Annotated in this window: 17 protein-coding genes and 1 tRNA gene; 1 reads left to right on the forward strand and 17 read right to left on the reverse strand. The window is 73.8% G+C overall.

Annotation, left to right across the window (positions count from 1 at the left end; translation table 11 throughout):
• Positions 1-5: 5 nt before the first annotated feature.
• From OHA81_RS14925 to bldG, 10 genes are all read right to left on the reverse strand, one after another.
• Positions 6-79, reverse strand: a tRNA-Thr gene (locus tag OHA81_RS14925).
• Positions 80-194: 115 nt separating this feature from the next.
• Positions 195-1,748, reverse strand: coding sequence for an alpha/beta hydrolase (locus OHA81_RS14930; protein ID WP_329196270.1), 1,554 nt, complete (start codon positions 1,746-1,748; stop codon positions 195-197).
• A 160-nt stretch (positions 1,749-1,908) separates the two neighbouring features.
• Positions 1,909-3,120: a DNA polymerase III subunit delta' gene (locus tag OHA81_RS14935; protein ID WP_329196272.1), complete on the reverse strand. Its 1,212-nt coding sequence runs from the start codon at positions 3,118-3,120 to the stop codon at positions 1,909-1,911.
• A gap of 132 nt (positions 3,121-3,252) precedes the next feature.
• A complete protein-coding gene (gene tmk, locus OHA81_RS14940) occupies positions 3,253-6,462 on the reverse strand; it encodes a dTMP kinase (protein ID WP_329196274.1) in 3,210 nt (1,069 codons plus the stop codon).
• A 320-nt stretch (positions 6,463-6,782) separates the two neighbouring features.
• Positions 6,783-9,605, reverse strand: coding sequence for a type I DNA topoisomerase (gene topA / locus OHA81_RS14945; protein ID WP_329196276.1), 2,823 nt, complete (start codon positions 9,603-9,605; stop codon positions 6,783-6,785).
• A 407-nt stretch (positions 9,606-10,012) separates the two neighbouring features.
• Complete coding sequence (locus tag OHA81_RS14950) at positions 10,013-11,542, reverse strand: DUF7059 domain-containing protein (protein WP_329196278.1); 1,530 nt, start codon at positions 11,540-11,542, stop codon at positions 10,013-10,015.
• A 354-nt stretch (positions 11,543-11,896) separates the two neighbouring features.
• On the reverse strand, positions 11,897-12,454 hold the full coding sequence (locus OHA81_RS14955; protein WP_329196280.1) for a small secreted protein: 558 nt from the start codon (positions 12,452-12,454) through the stop codon (positions 11,897-11,899).
• Between the two features lie 240 nt (positions 12,455-12,694).
• On the reverse strand, positions 12,695-15,100 hold the full coding sequence (locus OHA81_RS14960; RefSeq protein WP_329196283.1) for a sodium-translocating pyrophosphatase: 2,406 nt from the start codon (positions 15,098-15,100) through the stop codon (positions 12,695-12,697).
• A gap of 731 nt (positions 15,101-15,831) precedes the next feature.
• The gene (locus tag OHA81_RS14965; protein WP_329196285.1) at positions 15,832-16,272 is read right to left on the reverse strand and encodes an ATP-binding protein; all 441 of its coding nucleotides are present in this window, start codon (positions 16,270-16,272) and stop codon (positions 15,832-15,834) included.
• 171 nt (positions 16,273-16,443) lie between these two features.
• The gene (gene bldG / locus OHA81_RS14970; protein ID WP_030028781.1) at positions 16,444-16,785 is read right to left on the reverse strand and encodes an anti-sigma factor antagonist BldG; all 342 of its coding nucleotides are present in this window, start codon (positions 16,783-16,785) and stop codon (positions 16,444-16,446) included.
• An 81-nt stretch (positions 16,786-16,866) separates the two neighbouring features.
• Between bldG and OHA81_RS14975 the strand changes: the two genes are divergently transcribed.
• Positions 16,867-19,323, forward strand: a complete 2,457-nt coding sequence (locus tag OHA81_RS14975; protein WP_329196287.1) for a DEAD/DEAH box helicase — start codon at positions 16,867-16,869, stop codon at positions 19,321-19,323.
• A gap of 370 nt (positions 19,324-19,693) precedes the next feature.
• Here OHA81_RS14975 and OHA81_RS14980 read toward each other — a convergent pair whose 3' ends face one another.
• From OHA81_RS14980 to ssd, 7 genes are read right to left on the reverse strand one after another with little or no spacing between them, the layout of a single operon-like run.
• Positions 19,694-20,041, reverse strand: coding sequence for an Rv3654c family TadE-like protein (locus tag OHA81_RS14980; protein WP_329196289.1), 348 nt, complete (start codon positions 20,039-20,041; stop codon positions 19,694-19,696).
• Positions 20,038-20,415 (reverse strand): TadE family type IV pilus minor pilin, encoded by a 378-nt coding sequence (locus OHA81_RS14985; RefSeq protein WP_329196292.1) that lies wholly within the window; start codon positions 20,413-20,415, stop codon positions 20,038-20,040. The genes OHA81_RS14980 and OHA81_RS14985 overlap by 4 nt, the downstream gene beginning before the upstream one ends.
• Positions 20,402-20,599 carry a DUF4244 domain-containing protein gene (locus OHA81_RS14990; RefSeq protein ID WP_329196294.1) on the reverse strand — a complete coding sequence of 66 codons (198 nt, stop codon included), beginning with the start codon at positions 20,597-20,599 and terminating at the stop codon, positions 20,402-20,404. The genes OHA81_RS14985 and OHA81_RS14990 overlap by 14 nt, the downstream gene beginning before the upstream one ends.
• Before the next feature lie 48 nt (positions 20,600-20,647).
• Positions 20,648-21,424 carry a type II secretion system F family protein gene (locus OHA81_RS14995; RefSeq protein ID WP_329196296.1) on the reverse strand — a complete coding sequence of 259 codons (777 nt, stop codon included), beginning with the start codon at positions 21,422-21,424 and terminating at the stop codon, positions 20,648-20,650.
• Positions 21,424-22,293, reverse strand: coding sequence for a type II secretion system F family protein (locus OHA81_RS15000; protein WP_329196298.1), 870 nt, complete (start codon positions 22,291-22,293; stop codon positions 21,424-21,426). The genes OHA81_RS14995 and OHA81_RS15000 overlap by 1 nt, the downstream gene beginning before the upstream one ends.
• Positions 22,294-22,319: 26 nt before the next feature.
• Positions 22,320-23,468: a TadA family conjugal transfer-associated ATPase gene (locus OHA81_RS15005; protein WP_329196301.1), complete on the reverse strand. Its 1,149-nt coding sequence runs from the start codon at positions 23,466-23,468 to the stop codon at positions 22,320-22,322.
• Positions 23,465-24,703 carry a septum site-determining protein Ssd gene (ssd, locus tag OHA81_RS15010; RefSeq protein WP_329202295.1) on the reverse strand — a complete coding sequence of 413 codons (1,239 nt, stop codon included), beginning with the start codon at positions 24,701-24,703 and terminating at the stop codon, positions 23,465-23,467. The genes OHA81_RS15005 and ssd overlap by 4 nt, the downstream gene beginning before the upstream one ends.
• Positions 24,704-24,887: the final 184 nt, after the last annotated feature.

Here is a 24,887-nt window from a genome sequence, read left to right on the forward strand (position 1 = left end):
TACAGAGCCGCCTTCGGGATTCGAACCCGAGACCTACGCATTACGAGTGCGTTGCTCTGGCCAACTGAGCTAAGGCGGCACCGCTGGTTCGACAAGAATTCCCCCGGAGAGGTGCTCTCATCAGCAGCGGCGCCAAGTCTACAGGGTGGAACGGGGTGCCCCGAACCGGGTTGTGCGCACGGAGGTGGCCGGGGTCAGCAGCGCTTGGCCGGGGGTGGCGGGGTGCCCTCCAGGAGGTAGCGGTTGATCGCCGTGTCGACGCAGTCGCTGCCGCGCCCGTACGCCGTGTGGCCGTCGCCGTCGTAGGTCAGCAAGGTGCCCGAGTCGAGCTGCTCCGCGAGGCCCCGGGCCCACTTGTACGGGGTCGCCGGGTCGCGGGTGGTGCCGACGACCACGATCGGCGCGGCGCCCTTCGCCGTCAGCCGGCCCGCCGTGCCGGTGGCCTTCACCGGCCAGTAGGCGCAGTTCAGCGAGGCCCAGGCCAGCCCCGCCCCGAAGACCGGTGAGGCCTTCTCGAAGGACGGCAGCGCGGCCTCGACCGCCGTCGGCCCGGCGAAGGCCGGGGGCTGGTCCAGGCAGTTCACGGCGGCGTTCGCGAACATCAGGTTCGCGTACTTGCCGTCCGGCTCCCGCTCGTAGTAACTGTCCGCGAGGGCCAGCAGGCCCGAGCCGTCGCCGCCCAGCGCCGCCGTGAGTGCCTCGCGCAGCTGCGGCCACGCGCTCTCGTCGTAGAGTGCCGCGATCACCCCGGTCGTCGCCAGGGACTCGCCAAGCGGCCGGGCCGCTTCGCCCGTGGGCAGGGGCTGGGCGTCGACCTTGCGGAAGAACTCCTCCAGCCGCTGCGCCACCGCGTCCGGCGAACCCTTGCCGAGCGGGCAGCCGGGCTGCTTCGCACAGTCCTTCGCGAAGGAGCGGAAGGCCGTCTCGAAGCCCTCCGTCTGGTCGCGGTTCATCTCCAGCGCGGACCGGGAGGGGTCCATCGCACCGTCCAGGACCAGCCGGCCCACCCGGCCCGGGAACAGGTTCGCGTACGTCGCGCCGAGGAAGGTGCCGTACGAGGCCCCGACGTACGTCAGCTTCTCGTCGCCCAGCACCGCACGCAGCATGTCCATGTCCCGCGCCGCGTCGACGGTCCCGACGTGCGGCAGGATCCGCCGCGAGTGCGCCTCGCAGCCCGCCGCGAACTCCTTGAACGCCGCCACCAGCAGCGCCTGCTCGGCCTTGTCGTCCGGCGTCTGGTCCACCTGGGTGTACTTGTCCATCGCCGGGCCGCTCAAGCACTCGACGGGAGTGCTCCGGTCCACCCCGCGCGGGTCGAAGGACACCATGTCGTACTGGGCCCGGACCGCCGCCGGGTAGCCGATGCCCGCGTACGCCTGGAGGTACCCGATCCCCGAGCCGCCGGGTCCGCCCGGGTTGACCACCAGGGAGCCCAGCCGCTTGCCGGGACCCGTCGCCACCCGGCGGGCCACCGCCACGTCGATCGCCTGGGCCGAGTCAGGGGTTCCCGGGTCCGCGTAGTCCAGGGGGACCTTCATCGTGGAGCACTGGAAGCCGGGCACACCGCACTCGCGCCAGCTCAGCTTCTGCCCGTAGTACGGACGCAGCGCCGCCGGTACGGTGCCCGGCGCGGCCGGGGACGCGGAGGCCCGGGGCTCCCCCAGCCCACCGGAGGTGCACCCGGAGAGCAGCAGCCCGGCAGCTGCGATCACGGTTCCGGTCGTACGCAGCAGGCGACTGGTGTCCATGCGGCGAGCCTACGACCTGCCGGGCGCCCCCGACGGCACCGCGACGGCCGCTCGCCCACCCGTCGCCGTCCGAGCGCCCAGCCCCCCAGGGGGAAGCGGACTCGCCGGAGAGCGGGCGCCGGACCCCTCGTACGGGTGAACACGTCAACGGGCGGTGTGCTCAGCCCGCCCGCAGCGCCATCGTCATGGCCTCGACGGCAAGGAGCGGGGCCACGTTCCGGTCGAGGGCGTCCCGGCACGCGATGATCGCCTCGATGCGCCGCAGGGTGCGCTCGGGGCCCGAGGCGCGGGCGATCCGGTCCAGGTCCGCCCGTATCTCCTCGTTGGCGATGGCCAGGCCCGAACCGAGCTGGAGGGCCAGCACGTCCCGGTAGAAGCCGGTGAGGTCGATCAGCGCCAGGTCGAGGCTGTCGCGCTGGGTCCGCGTACGGCGGCGCTTCTGCCGGTCCTCCAGCTCCTTCATCACGCCCGCCGTACCGCGCGGCATCCGGCTGCCCGCGCCCGCTCCGGCGCCGAGCGCGGCCCGCAGCTCCTCGGTCTCCTTGGTGTCGACCTCCTCCGCGACCTGCTTGGCGTCCTCGGCGGCGGCGTCGACGAGCTCCTGGGCGGCTTTCAGGCAGCCGCCCACGTCGTCCACGCGCAGCGGGAGCCGCAGCACGGTGGCGCGGCGCGTCCTGGCGGCCTCGTCGGTCGCCAGCCGGCGGGCCCGGCCGATGTGCCCCTGGGTCGCACGGGCGGCGGCGGCCGCGACGGCGGGCTCGATGCCGTCGCGCCGCACCAGCACATCGGCGACGGCGGCCACGGGCGGCGTACGCAGCGTCAGGTGCCGGCAGCGCGAGCGGATGGTGGGCAGCACATCCTCCAGGGAGGGCGCGCACAGCAGCCACACCGTCCGCGGAGCAGGCTCTTCCACGGCCTTGAGCAGCACGTTGCCCGCACCTTCGGTGAGCCGGTCGGCATCCTCCAGGACGATGACCTGCCAGCGCCCGACGGCGGGCGAGAGCTGGGCCCGGCGGACCAGGTCCCGGGTCTCCTTCACGCCGATCGACAGCAGGTCGGTGCGGACGATCTCCACATCGGCGTGCGTGCCGACGAGGGTGGTGTGGCAGCCCTCGCAGAAGCCGCAGCCCGGCTCTCCCCCGAGGGCGCGGTCGGGGCTGGTGCACTGGAGGGCCGCGGCGAAGGCGCGGGCGGCGGTGGACCGGCCTGATCCGGGCGGCCCCGTGAACAGCCAGGCGTGGGTCATCTTGGACGCGGCCGGCGGCGGCACTCCGTCCGAGACGGCCGTGACCAGGGCGTCCGCGTCACGGGCGGCGGCGGCGAGCTGCGCCTGCACGCGGTCCTGGCCCACCAGGTCGTCCCATACGGGCATCCCGCCCACCGCCCTTCCTCATCCGTGCCGTGCACGCGTGTTCGTTTTCGTGTGCCTACCGAGCGCCTGTCCACATTGTGGCGGTTGCCACTGACAACGACCGACGGCCCGGCGCCGGAAGCCGGCCTCCGCTCAGCGGCGGCGGCGAGGGCGGTCGTCGTCGCCCTCGTCGTCCGGGCGCGAGCCCAGCAGTTCGTCGGCCAAGGTGGGCAGGTCGTCCAGCGGGGTCGTCTCGGCCCACTCCGAGCGGGTCCGGCGCGGCCGGCCGTCCTCGTCCAGGGCCGGGAGCTCGCGCGTCACGTCGTTCCCGGCATCCCGGAACACGCCCGGAGGCACCCGGTCGGCCGGGCTCTCCTGCGAGTGGCGGGTGGTGGGGCGCGAGGCCGACGGGGTACGGCCGGTCCCGGCGGGCCGGTCCCGGCGCGGTTCACCGGGGCGGACCGGCGGCAGTACGGAGGTCTCCGCCGCCGGGTCGACCTTCGGGACCGGCACCGTCTGCGTCACGTCGTCGGGCTGTACGACCCGCTTGACCACCGGGGTTTCCACCGTGACGGCATCGTCCGGGTGCGGCCGCCGGGACCGCGGCTGCTCGGGCTCCTTGCGCATGGAAACAGCGGGAGCCGCGGGGGCCGCCGGAGGCGCAGGGGCGGCCGGAGGCGCGGGATTCACAGGGGCCGTGGGGTTCATGGGAGCCGCGGGGGCCGCGGGGGCCACCTCCGGCCCCGGCCCCGCAGCCGTCCGGGCAGCAGCAGCGGCGGCCGCCGCGGCAGCCGACTGCTCCGCGAGCCGGCGCGCCTCCTCGGCTCGCAGCAGGGCTTCCTCCGCCCGCCGCTGCTTCTCCAGCCGCCGCTCCTCCGCCTCGGCCCGCAGCCGGGCCTCTTCCTCGGCCTGCTTGCGCAACCGCTCCGCCTCCGCGGCGCGGGCCCGCTCCTCGGCCTCCTCACGCAGTCGCGCGGCCTCGGCCCGGGCGCGGGCCTCCTCCTCGGCGCGCAGCCGCTCCTCCTCCGCCTTGCGGGCGGCCTCGGCTTCGGCCTTGATCCGGGCGGCCTCGGCCTCGCGGGCCAGGCGGGCTTCCTCCTCCGCCCGCAGTCTGGCCTCCTCCACCTTGCGCGCCGCCTCTTCCTCGGCCTTGCGCCTGGCCTCTTCCTCGGCGAGCCGGCGGGCCTCGGCCCGGGCGGCGATCTCCGCCTCGGAGAGCGGGAGCATCCGGTCCAGCCGGTGCCGTACGACCGTGGTCACCGAGCCCGGTTCCTGGCCGGCGTCGACCACCAGGTAGCGCCCGGGGTCGGCCGCGGCCAGTGTCAGGAACCCGGCCCGCACCCGCTGGTGGAACTCCGTCGGCTCCGACTCCAGCCGGTCCGGCGCCTCCGTGAACCGCTCCCTGGCCGTCTCCGGCGACACGTCGAGCAGCACGGTCAGGTTCGGCACCAGTCCGCCCGTGGCCCAGCGGGAGATGCGGGCGATCTCGGTCGGGGACAGGTCGCGCCCGGCGCCCTGGTAGGCCACCGAAGAGTCGATGTAGCGGTCGGTGATGACCACCGCGCCGCGTTCCAGGGCGGGCCGGACCACCGTGTCCACGTGCTCCGCGCGGTCGGCGGCGTACAGCAGTGCCTCGGCGCGGTTCGACAGCCCGGCGGAGGAGACGTCCAGCAGGATGGAGCGCAGTCGCTTGCCGACCGGCGTCGCTCCCGGCTCGCGCGTCACGACGACCTCGTGGCCCTTGCCCCGTATCCAGTCGGCCAGCGCCTCCACCTGCGTGGACTTGCCGGCGCCGTCACCGCCCTCCAGGGCGATGAAGAATCCGGTCGCCGACGGGGCCTGTAGCGGCTCCCCGCCCCGCAGGGCCTCGCGAAGGTCACGGCGCAGCGGCACACCGCCGCGGTCGTCGGCCTTGGCCAGCACCAGCGCCGCGACCGGCAGCAGCAGCGCGCCCACCAGCATCAGGGTGAACGAGGCGCCCCCATGGGCGAACACCACCCGGCCGCCGCCCACCCGGTGCGGGCCGATGGCCGCGGCGAGGACGGGGGCGAGGACGGCCCCGACGGCGACGGCCACCCGCACGACGGCCTGGAGGTGCTCGGTGACCCGGGCCCGGCGGAACTCCTCGGTCTCCTGGTCGAGCAGGGTGTGCCCGGTACTGGCCGCCACCCCCGCGGCCAGACCGGCCGACAGCGACAGGAACAGCACGGTCGCGGTGTCCGGCACCAGCCCCGCCAGCAGCAGCGCGAGCCCCGCCACCGCTATGGCGAGCGCCAGCAGCCGGCGCCGCGACAGCCCCGGCAGCACCTTGCCCGCCTGCGCGGCCCGAATGCCCAGGCCGGTCCCGCCGACCAGGGCGAGGACCAGCAGCGCGTACGCGGAGGGGCCCCCGCCGAGGTCGAAGGCGTGCAGCACCGCAACGGAGGCGGCGCAGGACACCGCCGCGGCAACGGCGGCGCAGGCCGTCACGAGCAGCGCGATGGCTCCGGTACGGCCCTTCTCCGGCCGGTCCCCCGCCTTGGGTGCGCGCAGCCCCTCCAGCGGTGACCTCGGACGCGGGGTCTTCACCTCCGGCAGCACCAGCGGCAACAGCAGCGAGACGGACGCGGCGAACAGGCCGGCGGCGACGTAGGAACCCAGCGCCGCCTCGTTCTCGGCGAACCACTCCACGCCCAGGCCGAGCGCGCGCCCGATCAGGCTCGCGGCCAGCAGCACGGCCGCGGCGGCGGGCATCGCGGCGAATCCCGTACGCAGCGTCAGGCGGCGCAAGGTGTCCAGGTGGTCGGGAAGCGGCCGTACGGTCGCACCCTCCGGCGGCGGCGCGGGCAGCAGCGCGGGAGCGGCGCTCTCCTTGGCCAGCGTCCACAGCCGCTCGGCGGCACCGGAGGCGAAGACGGTGGCCAGCAGCGCGGTCACGGCCTGCGCCGGGATCCAGTCCAGCCAGAGCGGGGCGACGACGAACAGTGCTATGCGCACCCCGTCGGCGCCGACCATCGTCCAGCGGCGGTCGAGCCTGCCGCCGGGGGCGGTCAGGGTGGACAGCGGGCCGAGGAGCACGGCGCCGAAGAGCAGCGTGGCCAGGATCCGGACCCCGAAGACGGCCGCGACGGCGAAGGCGGCACCTCTGTAGCCGCCGCCGAAGGCCTCCTCGGAGACGGCCGCCTGCAGCGTCAGCAACACCAGCGTCAGCAGGGCGAGGGCATCGCCGATGCCGCTCACCAACTGGGCGCTCCACAGCCGGCGCAGCCTGGGCGTGCGCAGGAGGGCGCGGACGGCTCGCTCTCGGGAGTCGGCGGCTAGGGCTTCGTCGTAGGTGGGGTTCTCGGGGGCGGTCACGACCGGTGGCTGCTCGGCTCGCGTCATCCGCCCAGCCTATCCGCTGCGCTTGGCGCCTGCGGAGCCTGTGGATAACCGTCCGATGTGACCCCGGGCGCGCCGCGGTCGCCGTGCCCCGCGGGCGCGGGGGGACGAGGCTTCACCCCACGCCCGCTGCCAGCCCGGCCCGAGCCGCCGACGGGCTTGCCGCTGCGCGGGCCGTCCCCTACCCGCCCTTCCACCGTTCCCTGGGCTCCGCCCGGACCCGCGCCTCAAACGCCGGCGGGGCTGCAAGAACCGGCCCCGCCCGGACCCGCGCCTCAAACGCCGGCGGGGCTGCAAGAAGCGGCCCCGTCCGGCGAGGGGGGCTAGTCGTCCGACGCCGGGGCGGACGCCGTCGTCTTCTTCGCCGCGGGAGCCTTCTTCGCCACCGTCTTCTTCGCGACGGCCTTCTTGGCCGTCGTCGTCTTCTTCGCCGCAGCGGTCTTCGTCGCCGCGGCCTTCTTCGCGGGGGCCTTCTTCGCGGGCGCCTTCTTGGCCGTCTTCTTCGCCGGCCCCTTCGCCCGCTTCTCCGCGAGCAGCTCGTAGCCCCGCTCGGGCGTGATCGTCTCGACGTCGTCGTCCCGCCGCAGCGTCGCGTTCGTCTCGCCGTCCGTCACGTACGGCCCGAACCGGCCGTCCTTGACGACCACCGGCTTCTCGCTCACCGGGTCGGTGCCCAGCTCCTTGAGCGGCGGCTTGGCCGCGGCCCGCCCCCGCTGCTTCGGCTGCGCGTAGATCGCGAGCGCCTCGTCCAGCGTGATCGAGAACAGCTGGTCCTCGGTCTCCAGGGACCGCGAGTCCGTGCCCTTCTTGAGGTACGGGCCGTAGCGGCCGTTCTGCGCCGTGATCTCCACGCCCTCACCGTCGACGCCCACCACCCGCGGCAGGGACATCAGCTTGAGCGCGTCGTCCAGCGTCACCGTGTCCAGGGACATCGACTTGAACAGCGAGGCCGTCCGCGGCTTCACCGCGTTCTTGCCCGTCTTCGGCGTGCCCTCGGGGAGGATCTCCGTCACGTACGGCCCGTAGCGACCGTCCTTCGCGACGATCTCGTTCCCGCTCACCGGGTCGGTGCCCAGCTCGAACTCGCCGCTCGGCTTCGCGAAGAGTTCCTCCGCGTAGTCCGTCGTCAGCTCGTCGGGCGCGAGGTCGTCGGGGACGTCCGCCCGCTGGTGGCCCTCGGCGTCCTTCTCGCCGCGCTCCACGTACGGCCCGTAGCGGCCGACGCGCAGCACGATCCCGTCGCCGACGGGGAACGAGGAGATCTCACGGGCGTCGATCGCGCCCAGGTCGGTGACGAGCTCCTTGAGACCGCCGAGGTGGTCGCCGTCGGCCGGTACGACCTCCGACGCGTCCTCCGCACCGAAGTAGAAGCGCTTGAGCCACGGCACGGACTGCGCCTCGCCCCGCGCGATGCGGTCGAGGTCGTCCTCCATCTTCGCGGTGAAGTCGTAGTCGACGAGCCGTCCGAAGTGCGTCTCCAGCAGGTTGACGACGGCGAACGAGAGGAAGGACGGCACCAGCGCCGTGCCCTTCTTGAACACGTAGCCGCGGTCCAGGATCGTGCCGATGATCGACGCGTACGTCGACGGCCGGCCGATCTCCCGCTCCTCCAGCTCCTTGACCAGCGAGGCCTCGGTGTAGCGGGCCGGCGGCTTGGTGGAGTGGCCGTCCGCGGTGATCCCCTCGGCCGACAGCGCGTCGCCCTCGGCGACCTGCGGCAGCCGCTTCTCGCGGTCGTCCAGCTCGGCGTTCGGGTCGTCCGCGCCCTCGACGTAGGCCTTCATGAAGCCGTGGAAGGTGATCGTCTTGCCGGACGCGCTGAACTCGGCGTCGCGGCCGTCCGAGGCGCGCCCGCCGATCTTCACGGTCACCGAGTTGCCGACCGCGTCCTTCATCTGGGAGGCGACGGTCCGCTTCCAGATGAGCTCGTACAGGCGGAACTGGTCGCCGGTCAGACCCGTCTCGGCCGGCGTGCGGAAACGATCACCCGAAGGCCGGATCGCCTCGTGCGCCTCCTGCGCGTTCTTGACCTTGCCCGCGTAGACGCGCGGCTTCTCCGGCAGGTAGTCGGCCCCGTACAGCTGCGTGACCTGCGCCCGCGCCGCCGACACCGCGGTGTCGGAGAGCGTGGTGGAGTCCGTACGCATATAGGTGATGAAGCCGTTCTCGTACAGCTTCTGGGCCACCTGCATCGTCGCCTTCGCACCGAAGCCGAGCTTGCGCGAGGCCTCCTGCTGGAGCGTCGTCGTGCGGAACGGGGCGTACGGGGAGCGGCGGTAGGGCTTGGACTCGACCGACCGGACGGCGAACGACGTCTGCTCCAGCGCGGCGGCCAGGGCCCGCGCGTTCGCCTCGTCGAGGTGCAGGACCTCGCTCTTGAGCCGACCGTTCGAGCCGAAGTCGCGGCCCTGCGCGATGCGCTTGCCGTCGACCGTGTTCAGGCGGGCGACCAGCGTGGACGGGTCCGACGGGTCACCGGCGCGTCCGGTGCCGAAGGTGCCGGTCAGGTCCCAGTACTCGGCGGAACGGAACGCGATGCGCTCGCGCTCCCGCTCGACGACGAGACGGGTGGCCACCGACTGGACGCGGCCCGCCGACAGCTTCGGCATGACCTTCTTCCACAGGACCGGCGAGACCTCGTAGCCGTAGAGGCGGTCGAGGATGCGGCGGGTCTCCTGCGCGTCGACCATGCGCTGGTTCAGCTCGCGCGGGTTGGCGACGGCGTCGCGGATCGCGTCCTTGGTGATCTCGTGGAAGACCATGCGGTGGACGGGGACCTTGGGCTTGAGGACTTCCTGGAGGTGCCACGCGATGGCCTCGCCCTCGCGGTCCTCATCAGTGGCGAGGAAGAGCTCGTCGGATTCGGCCAGCAGCTCCTTGAGCTTCCTGACCTGAGCCTTCTTGTCCGCATTCACCACATAGATCGGCTGGAAATCGTGCTCGACGTCCACGCCGAGACGACGGACCTCGCCGGTGTACTTGTCGGGAACCTCGGCCGCGCCGCTGGGGAGGTCGCGGATGTGCCCGACGCTCGCCTCGACGACGTATCCCGGGCCGAGGTAGCCCTTGATCGTCTTCGCCTTGGCAGGGGACTCGACGATGACGAGTCGGCGGCCGCCCTCTGCGGTCTCGCTAGTCGGGGACAACTTGGCTCTTCTCTCCGGTCGGCACTCGGTCGCGGTACGGCGACGCTGCGGAGTGTGACGGTACAACCCGCCCCCGTGTCAAACGGGACAAGCCCGCAACGGCCACTCGAACGGTAACCCGACAAGTGCCACTTCTGCCGCCCGGATACCGCGCCGGACCCTTGGCGATCACCGGGCCGGGTGGCCGGGGGGCCGTCTGGCCCCGCTCCGGCAGCAGGGCCCGAGGACCGTCCGGCCCCGTTCCGGAAGCGGGGCCGGGGCCCCGGTCGCACGGGGTTCCCCGCCCTGCTCCACGCGGCGTCCCCGAGGTCCGACGGGACGCCCCGCAAGGGCGGGGCGCGCGCCGCAGACCACCGGCGCACAGTGCGGGACGCGAGCCCCGCCACCGCCGGAGCGGCGTCCGCCGACTACTGCCCGGGGACGGTGACCGGCTCCAGGAACCCCTGCTCCACCAGCATCCGGATCGCCTCCGGAGTACGGTCGCGCAGGACGACCGGGTCCTCCTGCATCAGCTGCGCGATCGCGTCCAGGATCCGCCCGGCGCTGAGTGAGCCGTCACACACTCCGGCGAAGCCCGCGCCGACCGTGTCCACCTTGGTGGCCCTGCGCATCCCGCGGTTCTGCCGCAGCACCACGTGCTCCGGATCCTCCGCCCCGGGCGCGCCGACCTGCTCCTGGACGACCTCCTCGGCCAGCGCGAAGTACCCCGCCAGCAGGGCGGCGTCATCGTGCTCGCGCAGGAAGTCCTGGCGGGCGAAGTGGGCCAGGACCGTCTCCCCGAGCGGCTGCTCCACCGAGTGCGGCCACTCCTCCACCACGAGGGAAGGCTCGGCCGCGTCCGTCCGGCGCAGCGTGATCCAGCCGAAGCCGACCGCCTTGGTCTTGCGGGCCTCGAACTCGTCCAGCCAGTCCTCGTACCGCCGCGCGTACTCGGCGGGGTCGGTGCGGTGGTCGCCGGCGTCGCGCAGCCACAGCTCGGCGTACTGCGTCACGTCCTGCACGTCCCGCTGCACGATCCACGCGTCACAGCCGCGCGGCACCCAGGAGCGGAGCCGGTCGCGCCAGTCCTCGCCCTCCACGTGCTGCCAGTTCCCGAGGAACTGCGCGAACCCGCCCGGGTTGAGCCGGGCGCCGGCCTCCTGGACCAGGGTCCGGCACAGGTCGTCGCCGCCCATCCCGCCGTCCCGGTACGTCAGCCGCGCGCCGGGGGAGATGACGAACGGGGGGTTCGACACGATCAGGTCGTACGTGGCGTCCCCGACCGGCTCGAAGAGCGACCCGGCGAGCAGCTCGGCCGCCGGGGCACCGGAGAGCGCGAGCGTCAGCCGGGTGAATTCCAGGGCCCTGGGGTTGACGTCGGTGGCGGTGACCCGCGTCGCGTGCTGGGCGGCGTGCAGCGCCTGGATCCCCGATCCCGTGCCCAGGTCCAGGGCGGAGCCGACCGGGATGCGCACGGTGATCCCGGCCAAGGTGGTGGACGCGCCGCCCACGCCGAGCACCACGCCCTCCTCGCGGCTGCCGATCCCGCCCGCGCCGCCCACGGCGCAGCCGAGGTCGGAGACGATGAACCAGTCCTCCCCGTCGGGCCCGCCGTACGGGCGCAGGTCGACGGTGGCGCGGACCGTGTCCTCGCCGTCGGCGGCTTCCCCACGCCGCAGCCAGCCGTCGGCGAGCGCAGCCTCGACGGGCAGGGCGGCCGCGGCCTGGGCCTCGGGCACCGGCTGCTGGAGCAGGAAGAGCCGGACCAGCGTGGCGAGCGGGGCGTCGGCGTGGTCGCGGGTGGCGCGCAGGGCCGGAACCGTCTCGCTGCGGGCCAGCGCGGCGTAGGCGGGGGCGCCGAGCAGGTCGAGCAGCCCATCGGCGGTGAAGCCGGCGGCCAGCAGGGCGGTGCGGAGCTCGGCGGCGCGGTCGGGCGAGGGGAGGCTGGTGGTACTCACCCGCCCATTGTGGCTGCTGACTCCGACAATGCGTGTTCCGCGCGGCCGTGCAGCGCAGCGGGGGTGTGGCGGGGGCGGGGGCCGGCGGTGTGCCGGGCGGGGGCCCGGCGGGGGGTGGCCGGCGGCGGGCGACCCCGGCCCGGCGGCGACCCCGGCCCGGCGGCCCGCGGCGGCCAACACCGGCCAGGGTGCTCCCAGGACCGGTCGTCGGCCGGCGGCAGGGGCCGGGACGGGCGGCGAGGGGCAAGAGGAGGGCCGGGGGCCGCATCCGGCCCCGGCCGGCCGTGTCGACGTACGACGATCACACCGGGACCGGCCGCCACCGCACCGGCCCCGCGCAGCAGGCGCCGGCCGCTACTTCGCCGACGTCTGGACCTGGCAGCCCTTCTGGCCGTTCATCGCCTTGTCCAGGCCGCCCGACTTCAGCCCGTTCAGCGCGTCCTTGCCGCCCTGCGTCGCGGTCTCCAGACCACCGGCCACCTCGTTGAGGCCCGCGGCGAACTTCGTCTGGTCCTTGACGTCGAGGGAGTCCATCTTGACCTTGAGATCGGCGTAGCCCTTCGACGTCGACTCGAAGCCCTTCACCGCCGCGTTCTGGGTCGCCTCGCCGTTCTTCACGGGCGGAACCCCCGCGCTCGACACGGCGTTCCCCATCGACTTGTACGAGTCCGACATGACCTGGAACGCCGCCGAGTCGGTCTTCTGGACCTCCTCCGGCTTGCTGCTCTCCGTGGCCACCCGCTTGATGTCGGCGTTGGCGGCCTCGATCTTCTTGAGTTCGGGCTGCCAGGCGTCACAGACCTTCTTGGCCCATGCGTCGGCCTTCTTGTCGCCGTCGTCCCCGCCGCACCCGGACAGCACGAGCATCAGTACCGCACCGCCGGACACCGCGGTCGCAAACTTCTTGTTCACCGGATTGGTCCCTTCGAAGGCTCTCGGCCCGGAAGATACACGCCAGCCATCGGGTGACATGCAAAGGCGGACGGACGGCGCGTCAGTCCGCGCCGCCCGTCCGCCGTTCGGGCGTACCTTCGAGCCGGCCGTCCCAGGGCCCGGGAAAGGCCCCGAAAAGCCCGCTCAGAGCCCTGCCGGGCGCCGCTCAGAGCCCGGCCGACCCGGCTCAGAGCCCCGCCGGACCCCGCTGAGGGCCCGTCAGGACACCGTCGCCGCGTCGGCGGACGGCGTGGCCACCCGCTCCGCCGTGCCGCTGTCGCTGTCGTCGCCGACCGCGATGCCGCGCCGCTTCGAGATGTACACCGCGGCGACGATGACGACGATGGCGAGGGCCGCGACGATCGCCCGAACCGTCGCGCTGGTGTCCGCGCCGAAGCTGAACTGCACGACCGCCGGGGCGATCAGCAGCGCCACCAGGTTCATGACCTTGAGCAGCGGGTTGATGGCAGGGCCCGCGGTGTCCTTGAACGGGTCGCCGACGGTGTCGCCGATCACGGTCGCGGCGTGGGCCTCACTGCCCTTGCCGCCGTGGTGGCCGTCCTCCACCAGCTTCTTCGCGTTGTCCCACGCACCACCGGAGTTGGCGAGGAAGACGGCCATCAGCGTGCCCGTGCCGATGGCGCCCGCGAGGAACGAGCCGAGCGCGCCGACGCCGAGCGAGAACCCGACCGCGATCGGCGTGAGGACCGCGAGCAGCCCGGGCGTGGCGAGTTCGCGCAGCGCGTCCTTGGTGCAGATGTCGACGACACGCCCGTACTCGGGCTTCTCCGAGTAGTCCATGATCCCGGGGTGCTCGCGGAACTGCCGGCGCACCTCGTAGACGACGGCGCCCGCGGAACGGGAGACGGCGTTGATGGCCAGGCCCGAGAACAGGAACACGACGGCAGCGCCGAGGATCAGACCGACCAGGTTGTTGGGCTGGGCGATGTCGAGGCTGAGGTTCATCTCCCCGGCCTTGGCGCCGACCTCCTTCACGGCGGTCGCGATCGCGTCGTTGTACGAGCCGAACAGCGCGGCCGCCGCGAGCACCGCCGTCGCGATGGCGATGCCCTTGGTGATGGCCTTCGTGGTGTTGCCGACGGCGTCCAGGTCGGTGAGCACCTGCGCGCCCGCGCCCTGCACGTCGCCCGACATCTCGGCGATGCCCTGCGCATTGTCGGAGACCGGTCCGAAGGTGTCCATGGCGACGATGACGCCGACCGTGGTCAGCAGGCCCGTGCCGGCCAGGGCCACCGCGAAGAGCGCCAGCGTGATCGACGCGCCGCCGAGCAGGAACGCCCCGTAGACGCCGAGGCCGATGAGCAGCGCGGTGTAGACGGCGGATTCCAGGCCGACCGAGATGCCGGCGAGCACGACGGTGGCCGCACCGGTCAGGGAAGACTTGCCGATGTCCCGGACGGGACGCCGGTTGGTCTCGGTGAAGTAGCCGGTCAGCTGCTGGATCAGGGCCGCGAGGACGATGCCGATGGCGACGGCGACGACGGCCAGGATGCGCGGGTCACCGCTGTGGTTGGTGATCGCGGCGTTCTCGACGCCGACGAGCTCCTTGTAGGTGGCCGGCAGGTACGCGTAGACGGCGACCGCGACGAGCACCAGGGAGATCACCGCGGAGATGAAGAACCCGCGGTTGATGGCGGCCATTCCGCTGCGGTCGGACCGGCGCGGGGAGACCGCGAAGATGCCGATCATGGCGGTGACGACGCCGATGGCGGGGACGATCAGCGGGAAGGCCAGGCCCAGGTCGCCGAAGGCGGCCTTGCCGAGGATCAGGGCGGCCACGAGGGTGACGGCGTACGACTCGAAGAGGTCGGCCGCCATCCCGGCGCAGTCGCCGACGTTGTCGCCCACATTGTCGGCGATGGTCGCGGCATTACGCGGGTCGTCCTCCGGAATGCCCTGCTCGACCTTGCCGACCAGGTCGGCGCCCACGTCGGCGGCCTTGGTGAAGATGCCGCCGCCCACGCGCATGAACATCGCGATGAGGGCTGCGCCGAGGCCGAAGCCCTCCAGGACCTTGGGTGCGTCGGCGGCGTAGACGAGCACGACGCAGGAGGCGCCGAGCAGGCCGAGGCCGACGGTGAACATGCCGACCACGCCACCGGTGCGGAAGGCGATCCTCATCGCCTTGTGGGCCACCTCGGTGAGGTCCTTGGCGGGGCCGCCTTCGACGGGGGTCGCCTCGCGGGCGGCGGCGGCGACACGGACGTTGGCGCGAACGGCCAGGCGCATGCCGATGTAACCGGTGGCGGCCGAGAAGAGGGCGCCGACGAGGAAGAAGGCGGACCGGCCGGCCCGCTGGGACCAGTCGTCGGCGGGGAGCAGGAAGAGCAGGAAGAAAACGACGACGGCGAAGATGCCGAGCGTGCGCAGCTGCCGGCCGAGGTAGGCGTTGGCGCCTTCCTGAACGGCGGCGGCGATCTTCTTCATGCTGTCGGTGCCCTCGTCGGCGGCGAGCACCTGGCGGACCAGGATCTGCGCGACGACGAGTGCGGCGAGCGCGACCGCGGCGATCACCATGACGATGAGGCGATTGTCATCGGTGAGCACTGCGGCTGCCAGATCGGAGTTGCCGACCGGCGCGTTGGGGGTGAAGAGCCCCGTCATTCGTCCTCCTTGACGTGATGAGCTCAAGATGTGGACGGATTGTAAGGAGCGCGACCTGATCAAAACAGTGGGCGGCAAACGGAATTGGCCTGCTCTTGCTCCTCAGCAATAGATCGCGTCACTCCATTACCCTCGAAAGTAGTAATGGGGCAAAGGCATTGACGATTGATCATTGAGCCGGATATTCATGGCGGCGCCATCCGGAAAACGGAAAAGGCCCTGCTCAGCAGGGCCTTGATAAAGATCAGAAGATACGATGGCACGCGCACCCGGCACCACCCCGGCTGACCGGCATCCCCCGCCCCGGAGCCCGGCCCCCACCGGCACCACCCCACGACCCGGCACCCGGCGAGGCCGAGACCCGCGCCACGCCGGGCAGACCGGCCCGGCTGAGACGGGGTACGCGCAGGCCCGGCCCGCGGGCCGGAGGTGGGCGCGGGGCGGGGCCGGGGCAGGACGGAAAACGGCCCCACGCGGGGTCGGGGCCGACACGGGGCGGGGCGTACCTAAACGGCGCGGCGTGAAACGGCGTGGCGGAAAGGCGGCGGGGCGAGGCAGTACGACGCGGCGAGGCGGCGGCGCGAGGCAGCGCGACGTGGCGACGGCGCGAGGCAGCGCGACGTGGCGACGGCGCGAGGCGGCGGCGCCACGAGGCCAGGTGGTGACGAGCAGGGCGCGACCACGGCAGGGGCGCGGCTACGGCCGGCCTCGACCACGGCAGGGCACGACTGCTACGGCAGGGCCTCGACCCGCGCGACGGGCCAGGTCATCCGGATGGTCCCGCCCGCTTCGCCGCTGGTCACCTCGACGTCGTCGACGAGCCCGCTGATGACGGCCAGGCCCATCTCGTCCTCGCCCTCGATGTCGGGGTCCAGGACGGCTTCGATCCCCGGCACGGCCTCCACCGGACCGCCGGCCGGCCCGGGGACCTCGTCGCCGACCTCGATGGAGAACTGCTTCTCCTCCTCGGTCAGCACGACCCGGACGGGCGCGGTGAGCCCGTTGCTGCGGTGCAGCCCGACGGCACGCGAGCAGGCCTCGCCCACGGCGAGGCGGACCTCGTCGAGGACTGCTTCCTCCACGCCGGCCCTGCGCGCCACGGCTGCGGCGACCAAACGGGCCGTCCGGACGTGTTCGGGCTGGGCGCTGAAGCGGAGTTCAACGGTGGCCATGCGCGTCCCCCTCGGACTACGGGCGCCTCGACTGCGGGCGCCACGAACTACGGGCGCGGGCTCAGGCCCCGAGCGGGTGCCCGGGCGTGCCTTACAGGGGCCCGGACCGCCCATGGCCCGGTACCCCCGCCCGTCGTCGGCTCCCTGACGGCTGGTCGCCGCCAAGGAGCGTCAGTCGGTGGCGTTGACGGCGTCGTCCACAGTGGTGTGGATCGGGAACACCTTCGTCAGACCGGTGATACGGAAGATCTTGAGGATGCGCTCCTGGTTGCAGACCAGACGCAGCGAGCCCTCATGCGCGCGAACGCGCTTGAGGCCTCCCACGAGCACACCGAGGCCGGTGGAGTCGAGGAAGTCCACTCGCTCCATGTCGACAACCAAGTGGTAGCTGCCGTCGTTCACCAACTCCACCAACTGCTCGCGCAGCTTGGGCGCGGTATACACATCAATCTCGCCACCGACCTCTACGACCGTGCGGTCGCCGACAGTGCGAGTCGACAGGGACAGGTCCACGGATCCTCCAGCACCTTGCTATCGAGCGGCGCCCCCCAGGGGCCTCCCTACCCGAAGGTAGAGGAGGGATTGGCTGCCGCGATGGCATTCAATCACTTACCGGCAGGCGCGCACGACGCCTTGGGACCATTGTCCCGCACGCCAGTGACACACTCGGTTCCAATGGCCAACACTCACGGTCCCGGTCGGCCCACGGCACACGCGGACACACGACCCACCCCCGGCACGGTCCTGGACCGGCTGGCAGCGGGGCCATCCCGGGCTGCGCGCATCACCCATACGGAGCACTTGCCCCCTCGGGCGGGTCGTCATGCGGTCTGGCCGGACCGTATTCGATCAGATGTCGTAGCGGCCATCGCCGCGGCGGGGATCGACCATCCGTGGGCCCACCAGGCCGAAGCCGCCGAGCACGCCCTGGACGGCACCTCCGTCGTCGTCGCCACCGGCACCGCCTCCGGCAAGTCGCTGGCCTACCTGGCGCCCGTCCTGTCCGCCCTCGCGGACGGCGCGCAGGCACCCAACGGGCGCGGGGCGACCGCCCTCTACCTCTCTCCGACCAAGGCCCTGGCGGCCGACCAGCGGCGGGCCGTCCGGGAGCTCGCCGCGCCGCTGGGCAACGCGATCCGGCCCGCCGTCTACGACGGGGACACGCCGGTCGAGGAACGCGAATGGGTCCGCCAGTACGCGAACTACGTGCTGACCAACCCCGACATGCTCCACCGGGGCATCCTCCCCGGCCACCCGCGCTGGTCCTCGTTCCTCAAGGCGCTGCGCTACGTCGTGATCGACGAGTGCCACACCTACCGGGGCGTGTTCGGGTCACACGTGGCGCAGGTGCTGCGGCGGCTGCGGCGGCTGTGCGCCCGCTACGGCTCCGAGCCCGTCTTCCTGCTGGCTTCCGCCACCGCCAGCGACCCGGCGGCCGCGGCGTCCAGGCTGACCGGTCTGGCGGTCACCGAGGTCGCCGACGACGCCTCGCCGCGCGGCGAGGTGGTCTTCGCCCTCTGGGAACCCCCGCTGACCGACCTCAAGGGGGAGAAGGGCGCCCCCGTCCGCCGCACCGCGACCGCCGAGACCGCCGACCTGCTGACCGACCTGGTGGTCCAGGGGGTCCGTACGGTCGCCTTCGTCCGCTCCCGGCGCGGCGCCGAGCTGATCTCGGTGATCGCCCAGGAAAGGCTGGCGGCGGTGGACCGTTCGCTGCCCGGGCGCGTCGCCGCGTACCGGGGCGGTTACCTGCCCGAGGAGCGGCGCGCCCTGGAGCGGGCGCTGCACTCCGGGGAGCTGCTGGGGCTCGCCGCGACCACCGCGCTGGAACTGGGCGTGGACGTGTCCGGCCTGGACGCCGTTCTGATCACCGGCTACCCGGGCACCCGGGCGTCCCTGTGGCAGCAGGCGGGGCGGGCCGGACGCTCGGGGCAGGGGGCGCTGGCCGTCCTGGTCGCCCGGGACGACCCGCTGGACACCTACCTGGTCCACCACCCCGAGGCACTGTTCCGGCGGCCGGTGGAGGCCACCGTCCTGGACCCCGACAACCCGTACGTCCTGGCCCCCCACCTGTGCGCGGCCGCCGCGGAGCTCCCGCTGACGGAGGCCGACCTGACCATGTTCGGTCCGACGGCCGGGGAGCTGCTCCCCCAGCTGGAGGCGGCGAAACTGCTCCGGCGCCGGGCCACGGCCTGGCACTGGACCCGGCGGGAGCGCGCCGCGGACCTGACCGACATCAGGGGCGGCGGCGGGCGCCCCGTGCAGATCGTGGAGGCCGCGACGGGCCGGCTGCTCGGTACGGTCGACGAGTCGGCCTCGCACACCGCCGTCCACGACGGGGCCGTCCACCTCCACCAGGGCCGCACCTACCTGGTGAAGCACCTGGACCTGGAGGATTCCGTGGCCCTGGTGGAGGAGGCCAACCCGCCGTTCTCCACGACCGCCCGGGACACCACCTCCATCTCTGTGCTGGAGACCGAGCACGAGATCCCGTGGGGGCCCGCACGGCTCTGTTTCGGCTCGGTCGAGGTGACCAACCAGGTCGTCTCCTACCTGCGGCGCAGGCTGCTCTCCGGTGAGGTGCTCGGGGAGGCCAAGCTGGACCTGCCGCCGCGCACGCTGCGCACCCGGGCCGTGTGGTGGACGGTGACCGAGGACCAGCTGGACGAGGCCCGGATCATCCCGGAGATCCTCGGCGGCGCCCTGCACGCCGCCGAGCACGCCTCCATCGGGCTGCTCCCGCTGTTCGCCACCTGCGACCGCTGGGACATCGGCGGAGTCTCCGTCCCGCTGCACCCGGACACCCTGCTGCCGACGGTGTTCGTCTACGACGGCCACCCCGGCGGCGCCGGCTTCGCGGAACGGGCCTTCCACACGGCCCGTGCCTGGCTGACGGCGACCCGCGACGCCATCGCCGCCTGCGAATGCGCGGCCGGCTGCCCCTCCTGCATCCAGTCCCCCAAGTGCGGCAACGGCAACGACCCCCTCCACAAACGCGGCGCGATCCGCCTCCTCACCCGCCTCCTCGCCCAAGCACCACCCACCCCCTGACCCCGCCGTACCGCAGGCGGCGGGACCGGGCCGCCCGTCCCCTGCCGACCGGATGCCGCCCGACACGAGCCGGCCGCCACACCCCTGGCCCCCGGCGGCCACCACCCGGGTAACCACGCGGATCACGGCCGGGGTCCGGCCGCGGACCTGGGCCCGGACGCCGCCGGTCGGGCCAGCGACAGGGGACCACGGGTCGGCCGCCTCCGCGGCGGGGCCAGGCGGCCTCCGGCGGGGGGACGGGCAGCAGGGTAGGCAGCAGCCGTCCCGCGGCGGGGCCAGACGGCCTCCGGCGGAGGGACGGGCAGCAGGGCAGGCAACAGCGTCAGGCGGCTTCCAGGGACACAGGGGGGGGTCGGGTAGGCAGCAGCCGTCAGGCGGCCTCCGGCGGGGGCACAGGGGGGCCGGCGCGGGCGGTGGACGACGGGGTGAAGGGGCCCGTGGGGACGCGGGCCGTCACGTCGGCCACCTCGCCCAGCAGGCGGCACTCCGTCAGCGCCGCTCCCTGCGCCCGGGCCACCCTGACGGCCCTGCCGCACGCGGCCTCGGGACCGTGCGCCCAAGCCGTCGCCGCCGCCAGGGACGCGAGATCCGCAGCGGCCGCCGCACGGTGGCGGGCCACCACCACCTGGCCCAGCAGGAGCACACCCCCGAACACCGCCCCCAGCACGGTCGTCACCACCGCGGCCCACACCGTGGCGGAGCCCCGGTCCCGGCTCATGGCGGCGGCCCCACACTGTCCTCCGCCAGGGCCACGGCCTGCGCACCCAGCCGGACCGGCAGCCCGGCCGGCCCCGGAGCGGGCGCCGACACCCGGACCCGCCACAGGTCGCCCGACCGCTCCAGCCCCACCTCCGCCCCCGGCGGGGCGGCCGCCTTGGCCGCCGCCACCGCCACCTCCGCCGGCTCCGACCGGCCCGCGGCCCTCGCCCCGGCCCGCGCCGCGTCCACGCACCGGATCTGCGCGGCCGCCGCCATCAGCGCCCACACCAGCAGCGCCGCGAACAGCACCAGCGCCGGGATCACCAGCGCGGCCTCCGCCGTCACGTACCCGCGGTCGCCGATTCCCCGCCGGCCGTTCTCAGAACGGCACATCGAGAGCCTTCCCGATGGTCGACTGCAGCGCCGTCGAGACCACGTCACTCGTCACCACCTTGTACAGAACGGCGGCGAACGCACACGCCGCGATGGTGCCCATGGCGTATTCGGAAGTCGACATCCCGGCATCGCGTCCGCGACCGCTCAGCGCCGCCCGGGCACGAATCCAGATGATCTTCATGACTGCCTCCTGTTGATTATGTTCTTGATCTGTTTTCAGCTGGTGATCTCAACGGCCCGAAAGAAGACCGGAAGCCATACCGATCACCACAGGCGCCACTCCCATTGCAAGAAATGCGGGGAGGAAACACAGGCCCACCGGTGCGGTGATGAGTACCGCCGCCCGCTGCGCCCTGGCAGTGGCGTGCCGGACCCGGTCCGCCCGCAGGGCCGCCGCCAGGCGGGAGACCGGCTCCGCGGCCGGCGCCCCCGTACGGGCGGCCCGCTCCAGGCACTCCGCCAGAGCGCGGGCACCCGGTATCTCGGCCAACCTGCCCCACGCCGCCCCGGGTTCGCCGCCGAGCCGCAGCTCCGCCCCGGCCAACGCCAGCCGCTCACCGACCGGGCCGCCCAGCGATTCACCCACCACCTCGGCCGCTTCCACCGGACCGGCCCCCGCCGCCAGACACGCGGCCAGGAGGTCGGCCGCGAACGGCAACTGCCGTTCCGCCTCAGCCGGATCCACCCCGGCCTCCGGGCGGCGACGCCGGAGCATCCGCCGCACACCGAACGCGGCCCCGCAGCCCAGCAGCAGCCCCGTCACCCCGCCGAGGAGCACCCAGCACGCCACCACCGCTCCGGCCGGCCCGGCCCACGCCACCGCAAGCGCGCGTATCCGTACGCCCCGCGCCGGCCTCGGCCGGGCGGCCCGCACCGTCGACAGAGCCGCGATCCTCCGGCGGGCCGCCCGCTCCCGCACCCGCGCCGCCACCACCGAGGCCAGGCACAGCACGGCCCCCGCGAGGCAGACCGCCACACCCAGCCGGTGAACCACCGAGCCGCCCATCACCGCTCCCCCATCCGTACGATCCGCCGGCACCACAGCAGTCCCAGCGCCTCCAACACCCCGCCGGCCAGGAGGCAGCCCCACCCCATCGGGGTGTGCAGGAGCACCCGCAGCGGATCCGCGCCGAGCGCCGTCCCCATCAGCAGCCCCACCAGGGGCAGCAACGCGAGCACCACCGCGGTCGATCTGGCGCCCGCCAACTGGGCCCGCAACGACTCGTGCCGGTCCCGCTCCGCCCGCAACGCCCCTTCCAGCCGCTCCAGTCCGGCGGCCAACCCCGCGCCACCGTCCACGGAAACCCGCCAGCAGGCCGCCATCCCGGCCAGGCCCTCGGACCCCGGCTCCCGCGCCCCCTCCCGCAGCGCCGCCGCCACATCGCCGCCGAACGCCGCGGCTGCCAGCACCCCGGACTCCGCCGGACCGGGCCGGCCCTGCCCGGCGGCCGTCCGCCGGATCGCCGCCGTCAGCGCCTGGCCGGGCTGCGCGCCCGCCCTCAGCTCCCCCACGGCCGCCCCGCACAGCGCCACCACCTCGGCTGCCCGCCCGGCCCGGGCCCGTTCCCGCTCCCGGACCCGCAGCCACCTCCGCACCAGCGGCACGGAGACCGCCCCGAGCGCCAGGGGGATCACCGATCCCCCGATCAGCGCGACCAGCAGGCCCGCCCCGAGACCGGCCCACTCCCGCCACCGCGCGGCCCGAATCCGTACCGCGATCACCAGCCGCGCCCAGCTCACGGGACCGCCCGGCACCACCGGCGCGCCCCCGCCCAGCACAAGCCGGGCCCGTCGCGACACCTGGTCGCCCCCGGCCAGCAGCCACGCCGCGGCCCCGGCACACAACACCCCGGCGAACACGGGAACCGATCCCACGGAGCCCACCGCCCCCACCCCGGCGCTCACCCGGCACCGCCCAACAGCGGGCCGAGCCGGTCCCAGCCGGACTCCCGTACGAAGCCCCGCGCGCCCCAGCGCAGCGCGGGCACCGTGACCACCAGGCCGGCCGGATCCCGCTCCAGGACATGCACCTCGGCAACCCGCCGACGGCCCGACCGGTCCCGGACCAGGTGCACCACGAGAGCCAGTGCGGCCGCCAACTGGCTGTGCAGTGCCGCCCGGTCGAGCCCGGCCGCCGTCCCGAGGGCCTCCAACCGGGCCGGTACGTGCGCCGCGGCATTGGCGTGCACGGTGCCGCAGCCGCCTTCGTGCCCGGTGTTCAGCGCGGCCAGCAGGTCCGCCACCTCCGCGCCCCGGACCTCGCCGACCACCAGCCGGTCGGGACGCATCCGCAGCGCCTGCCGGACCAGGTCGGCGAGGGTGACCAGCCCCGCCCCCTCCTGGTTGGCGGGCCGGGTTTCCAGCCGCACCACATGCGGATGGTCGGGGCGCAGCTCGGCCGAGTCCTCGGCGAGCACGATCCGCTCACCCGGGCCGACCAGCCCTAGCAGGGCACTGAGCAGGGTGGTCTTGCCCGTCCCGGTCCCACCGGAGACGAGGAACGACAGCCGCGCCTCGACCATCGCCGCCAGCAGCGTCTGCCCGCCCGGCGGCAGCGTGCCCGCGGCCACCAGCTCGTCCAGGGTGAACGCCTTGGGCCGCACCACCCGCAGCGACAGGCACGCCGACCCCACCGCCACCGGTGGCAGCACGGCATGCAGCCGGGTGCCGTCCGGCATCCGGGCGTCCACCCAGGGCCGGGCATCGTCCAGGCGTCGTCCCGCGACCGCCGCCAGCCGTTGGGCGAGCCGGCGCACCGCCTCGGCGTCGGCGAAGGTCACCCCGGTCAGCTCCAGCCCGCCACCCCGGTCCACCCACACCCGGTCCGGGGCCGCCACCAGCACATCGGTGACCTCCGGGTCGGCGAGCAGCATCTCCAGCGGGCCCGCGCCGACCAACTCCGACCGCAACTCGGCTGCCGCGCCCAGCACTTCCGCATCTCCGAGCAGCCGGCCCTGCGCCCGGAGGGCGGCGGCCACCCTGGCCGGGGTCGGTTCCGCCCCGCTCTCGGCGAGCCGCTGCCGCACCGCGTCCAGCAGTACCGCGCTCATGCCGGCACCCCCTGGGCGGAGCCGAGCGCCCGCTGCCAGAAGCCGTCGCAGAACCGGGCGAGCGCGCTACGCCCCCGCGCCCCCGGCGGTTCCCCCTCGGCCACCCGCCCCGGAAGCCCCACCTCCACCGGCACCACCCCGGCCAACGGCGCCCCCAGCAGGTCCGCGACCGCTTCGGCGTCGAGCCCGTCAGGGCAGCGCCCCCGTACGACGACGCGGACATCCCGGGCCACCATCCGTACCCCGGCGGCCACCCGCCCCGCGGCGGCCACGGCCCGCAGCTCGCCCGGCACCACCATCAGCACCAGGTCCAGCTGGGCCAGCACCTCGGCGACGGCTTCGTCCACCCGCCGGGGCAGGTCGACCACCACCACCCCGCCCCGGCGGCGAGCAGCGGCAACCACCGACCGCATCGCGGCGGGCGGCACCACGACCCGGTCCCCGCGATCCCAGCTCAGCACCCTGAGCGCGTGCAACTCGGGCAGTGATTCCTCCAGCGCCCCCGCACCGACCCGGCCGCGCGAGCCGGCGAAATCCGGCCAGCGCAGCCCTTCGGCGCCCTCGCCGCCGAGCAGCACGTCCATGCCCCCGCCGAGCGGGTCACCGTCGATGAGGATGGTCCGCTCCCCCGCCCTGGCGGCCCGTACGGCGAGGGCGCAGGCCAAGGTGGACGCCCCGGCCCCGCCGCTGCCGCCGATCACCCCCACGGCGAGGGCGGGCCGACCGGCCCCTTCGACCACATCGGCGATGCGGTCGACGAGCCTGCTCTCGGCGTCGGGCAGCCGCAGCACCTCCTCGGCGCCGATCTCCACCGCCCGCTGCCACACCCCGGGGTCGTCCAGATCGCGACCGACGAGGAAGACGCCGTCCCGGCGCGGCGCTCCACGGACCCGTCGGGCGGCGTCGTCCCCGACCAGGACGAGGGGAGCGGATTCCCAGCCGGTACCGCCGCGGGACCGGCCCACGGCCTCGGCACCATCGGGCGCGCTGTTGACGCCACTTGCGCCCGCGCCGCCCCCGCCACTCCTGGCACTCACGCCACTGGGGAGCCTTCCGGCCCCACTGGCACCCGCATCACCGAACCCTCCGATTTGCTCGGGCACCGTGTGGTGCACATGCGGCTCGGCGCCCGCCGCGGCGCACAGGCGCAGCAGGTCGTCGAGCAGCAAGGGATCCTCGGTGATGATCAGCGGGCGTCCGCCACCGGGCACGGCGCCGACCGTCCGGTTCGGCACCCCGGCCCCACCCGACACCGCGAACTCCGGAACAACACACGACTTCGATCCAGCCACGATCTCCGCCCCCTTCTCGCTGCAAATCCATGAACCGCGGACTTCGCGGCTGGAATCACGGTGCAGCGATCAGGAAAAAGAAGTGGATCTTGCTCGATATCTGTGGACAAGAACGTGGTTGTGGATA

Origin of the sequence: Streptomyces sp. NBC_00667 (assembly GCF_036226825.1) — a bacterium.
Classification (GTDB): Bacteria; Actinomycetota; Actinomycetes; order Streptomycetales; family Streptomycetaceae; genus Streptomyces.

Excerpts from the sequence above, each read along its gene's own strand:
- OHA81_RS14930 (WP_329196270.1), bottom strand. The coding sequence starts at position 1,748 with ATGGACACCAGTCGCCTGCTGCGTACGACCGGAACCGTGATCGCAGCT.
- OHA81_RS14935 (WP_329196272.1), bottom strand. The coding sequence starts at position 3,120 with ATGCCCGTATGGGACGACCTGGTGGGCCAGGACCGCGTGCAGGCGCAG.
- tmk (WP_329196274.1), bottom strand. The coding sequence starts at position 6,462 with ATGACGCGAGCCGAGCAGCCACCGGTCGTGACCGCCCCCGAGAACCCC.
- OHA81_RS14960 (WP_329196283.1), bottom strand. The coding sequence starts at position 15,100 with ATGACGGGGCTCTTCACCCCCAACGCGCCGGTCGGCAACTCCGATCTG.
- OHA81_RS14965 (WP_329196285.1), bottom strand. The coding sequence starts at position 16,272 with ATGGCCACCGTTGAACTCCGCTTCAGCGCCCAGCCCGAACACGTCCGG.
- OHA81_RS14975 (WP_329196287.1), top strand. The coding sequence starts at position 16,867 with ATGGCATTCAATCACTTACCGGCAGGCGCGCACGACGCCTTGGGACCA.
- OHA81_RS14980 (WP_329196289.1), bottom strand. The coding sequence starts at position 20,041 with ATGAGCCGGGACCGGGGCTCCGCCACGGTGTGGGCCGCGGTGGTGACG.
- OHA81_RS14985 (WP_329196292.1), bottom strand. The coding sequence starts at position 20,415 with ATGTGCCGTTCTGAGAACGGCCGGCGGGGAATCGGCGACCGCGGGTAC.
- OHA81_RS14990 (WP_329196294.1), bottom strand. The coding sequence starts at position 20,599 with ATGAAGATCATCTGGATTCGTGCCCGGGCGGCGCTGAGCGGTCGCGGA.
- OHA81_RS14995 (WP_329196296.1), bottom strand. The coding sequence starts at position 21,424 with ATGGGCGGCTCGGTGGTTCACCGGCTGGGTGTGGCGGTCTGCCTCGCG.
- OHA81_RS15005 (WP_329196301.1), bottom strand. The coding sequence starts at position 23,468 with ATGAGCGCGGTACTGCTGGACGCGGTGCGGCAGCGGCTCGCCGAGAGC.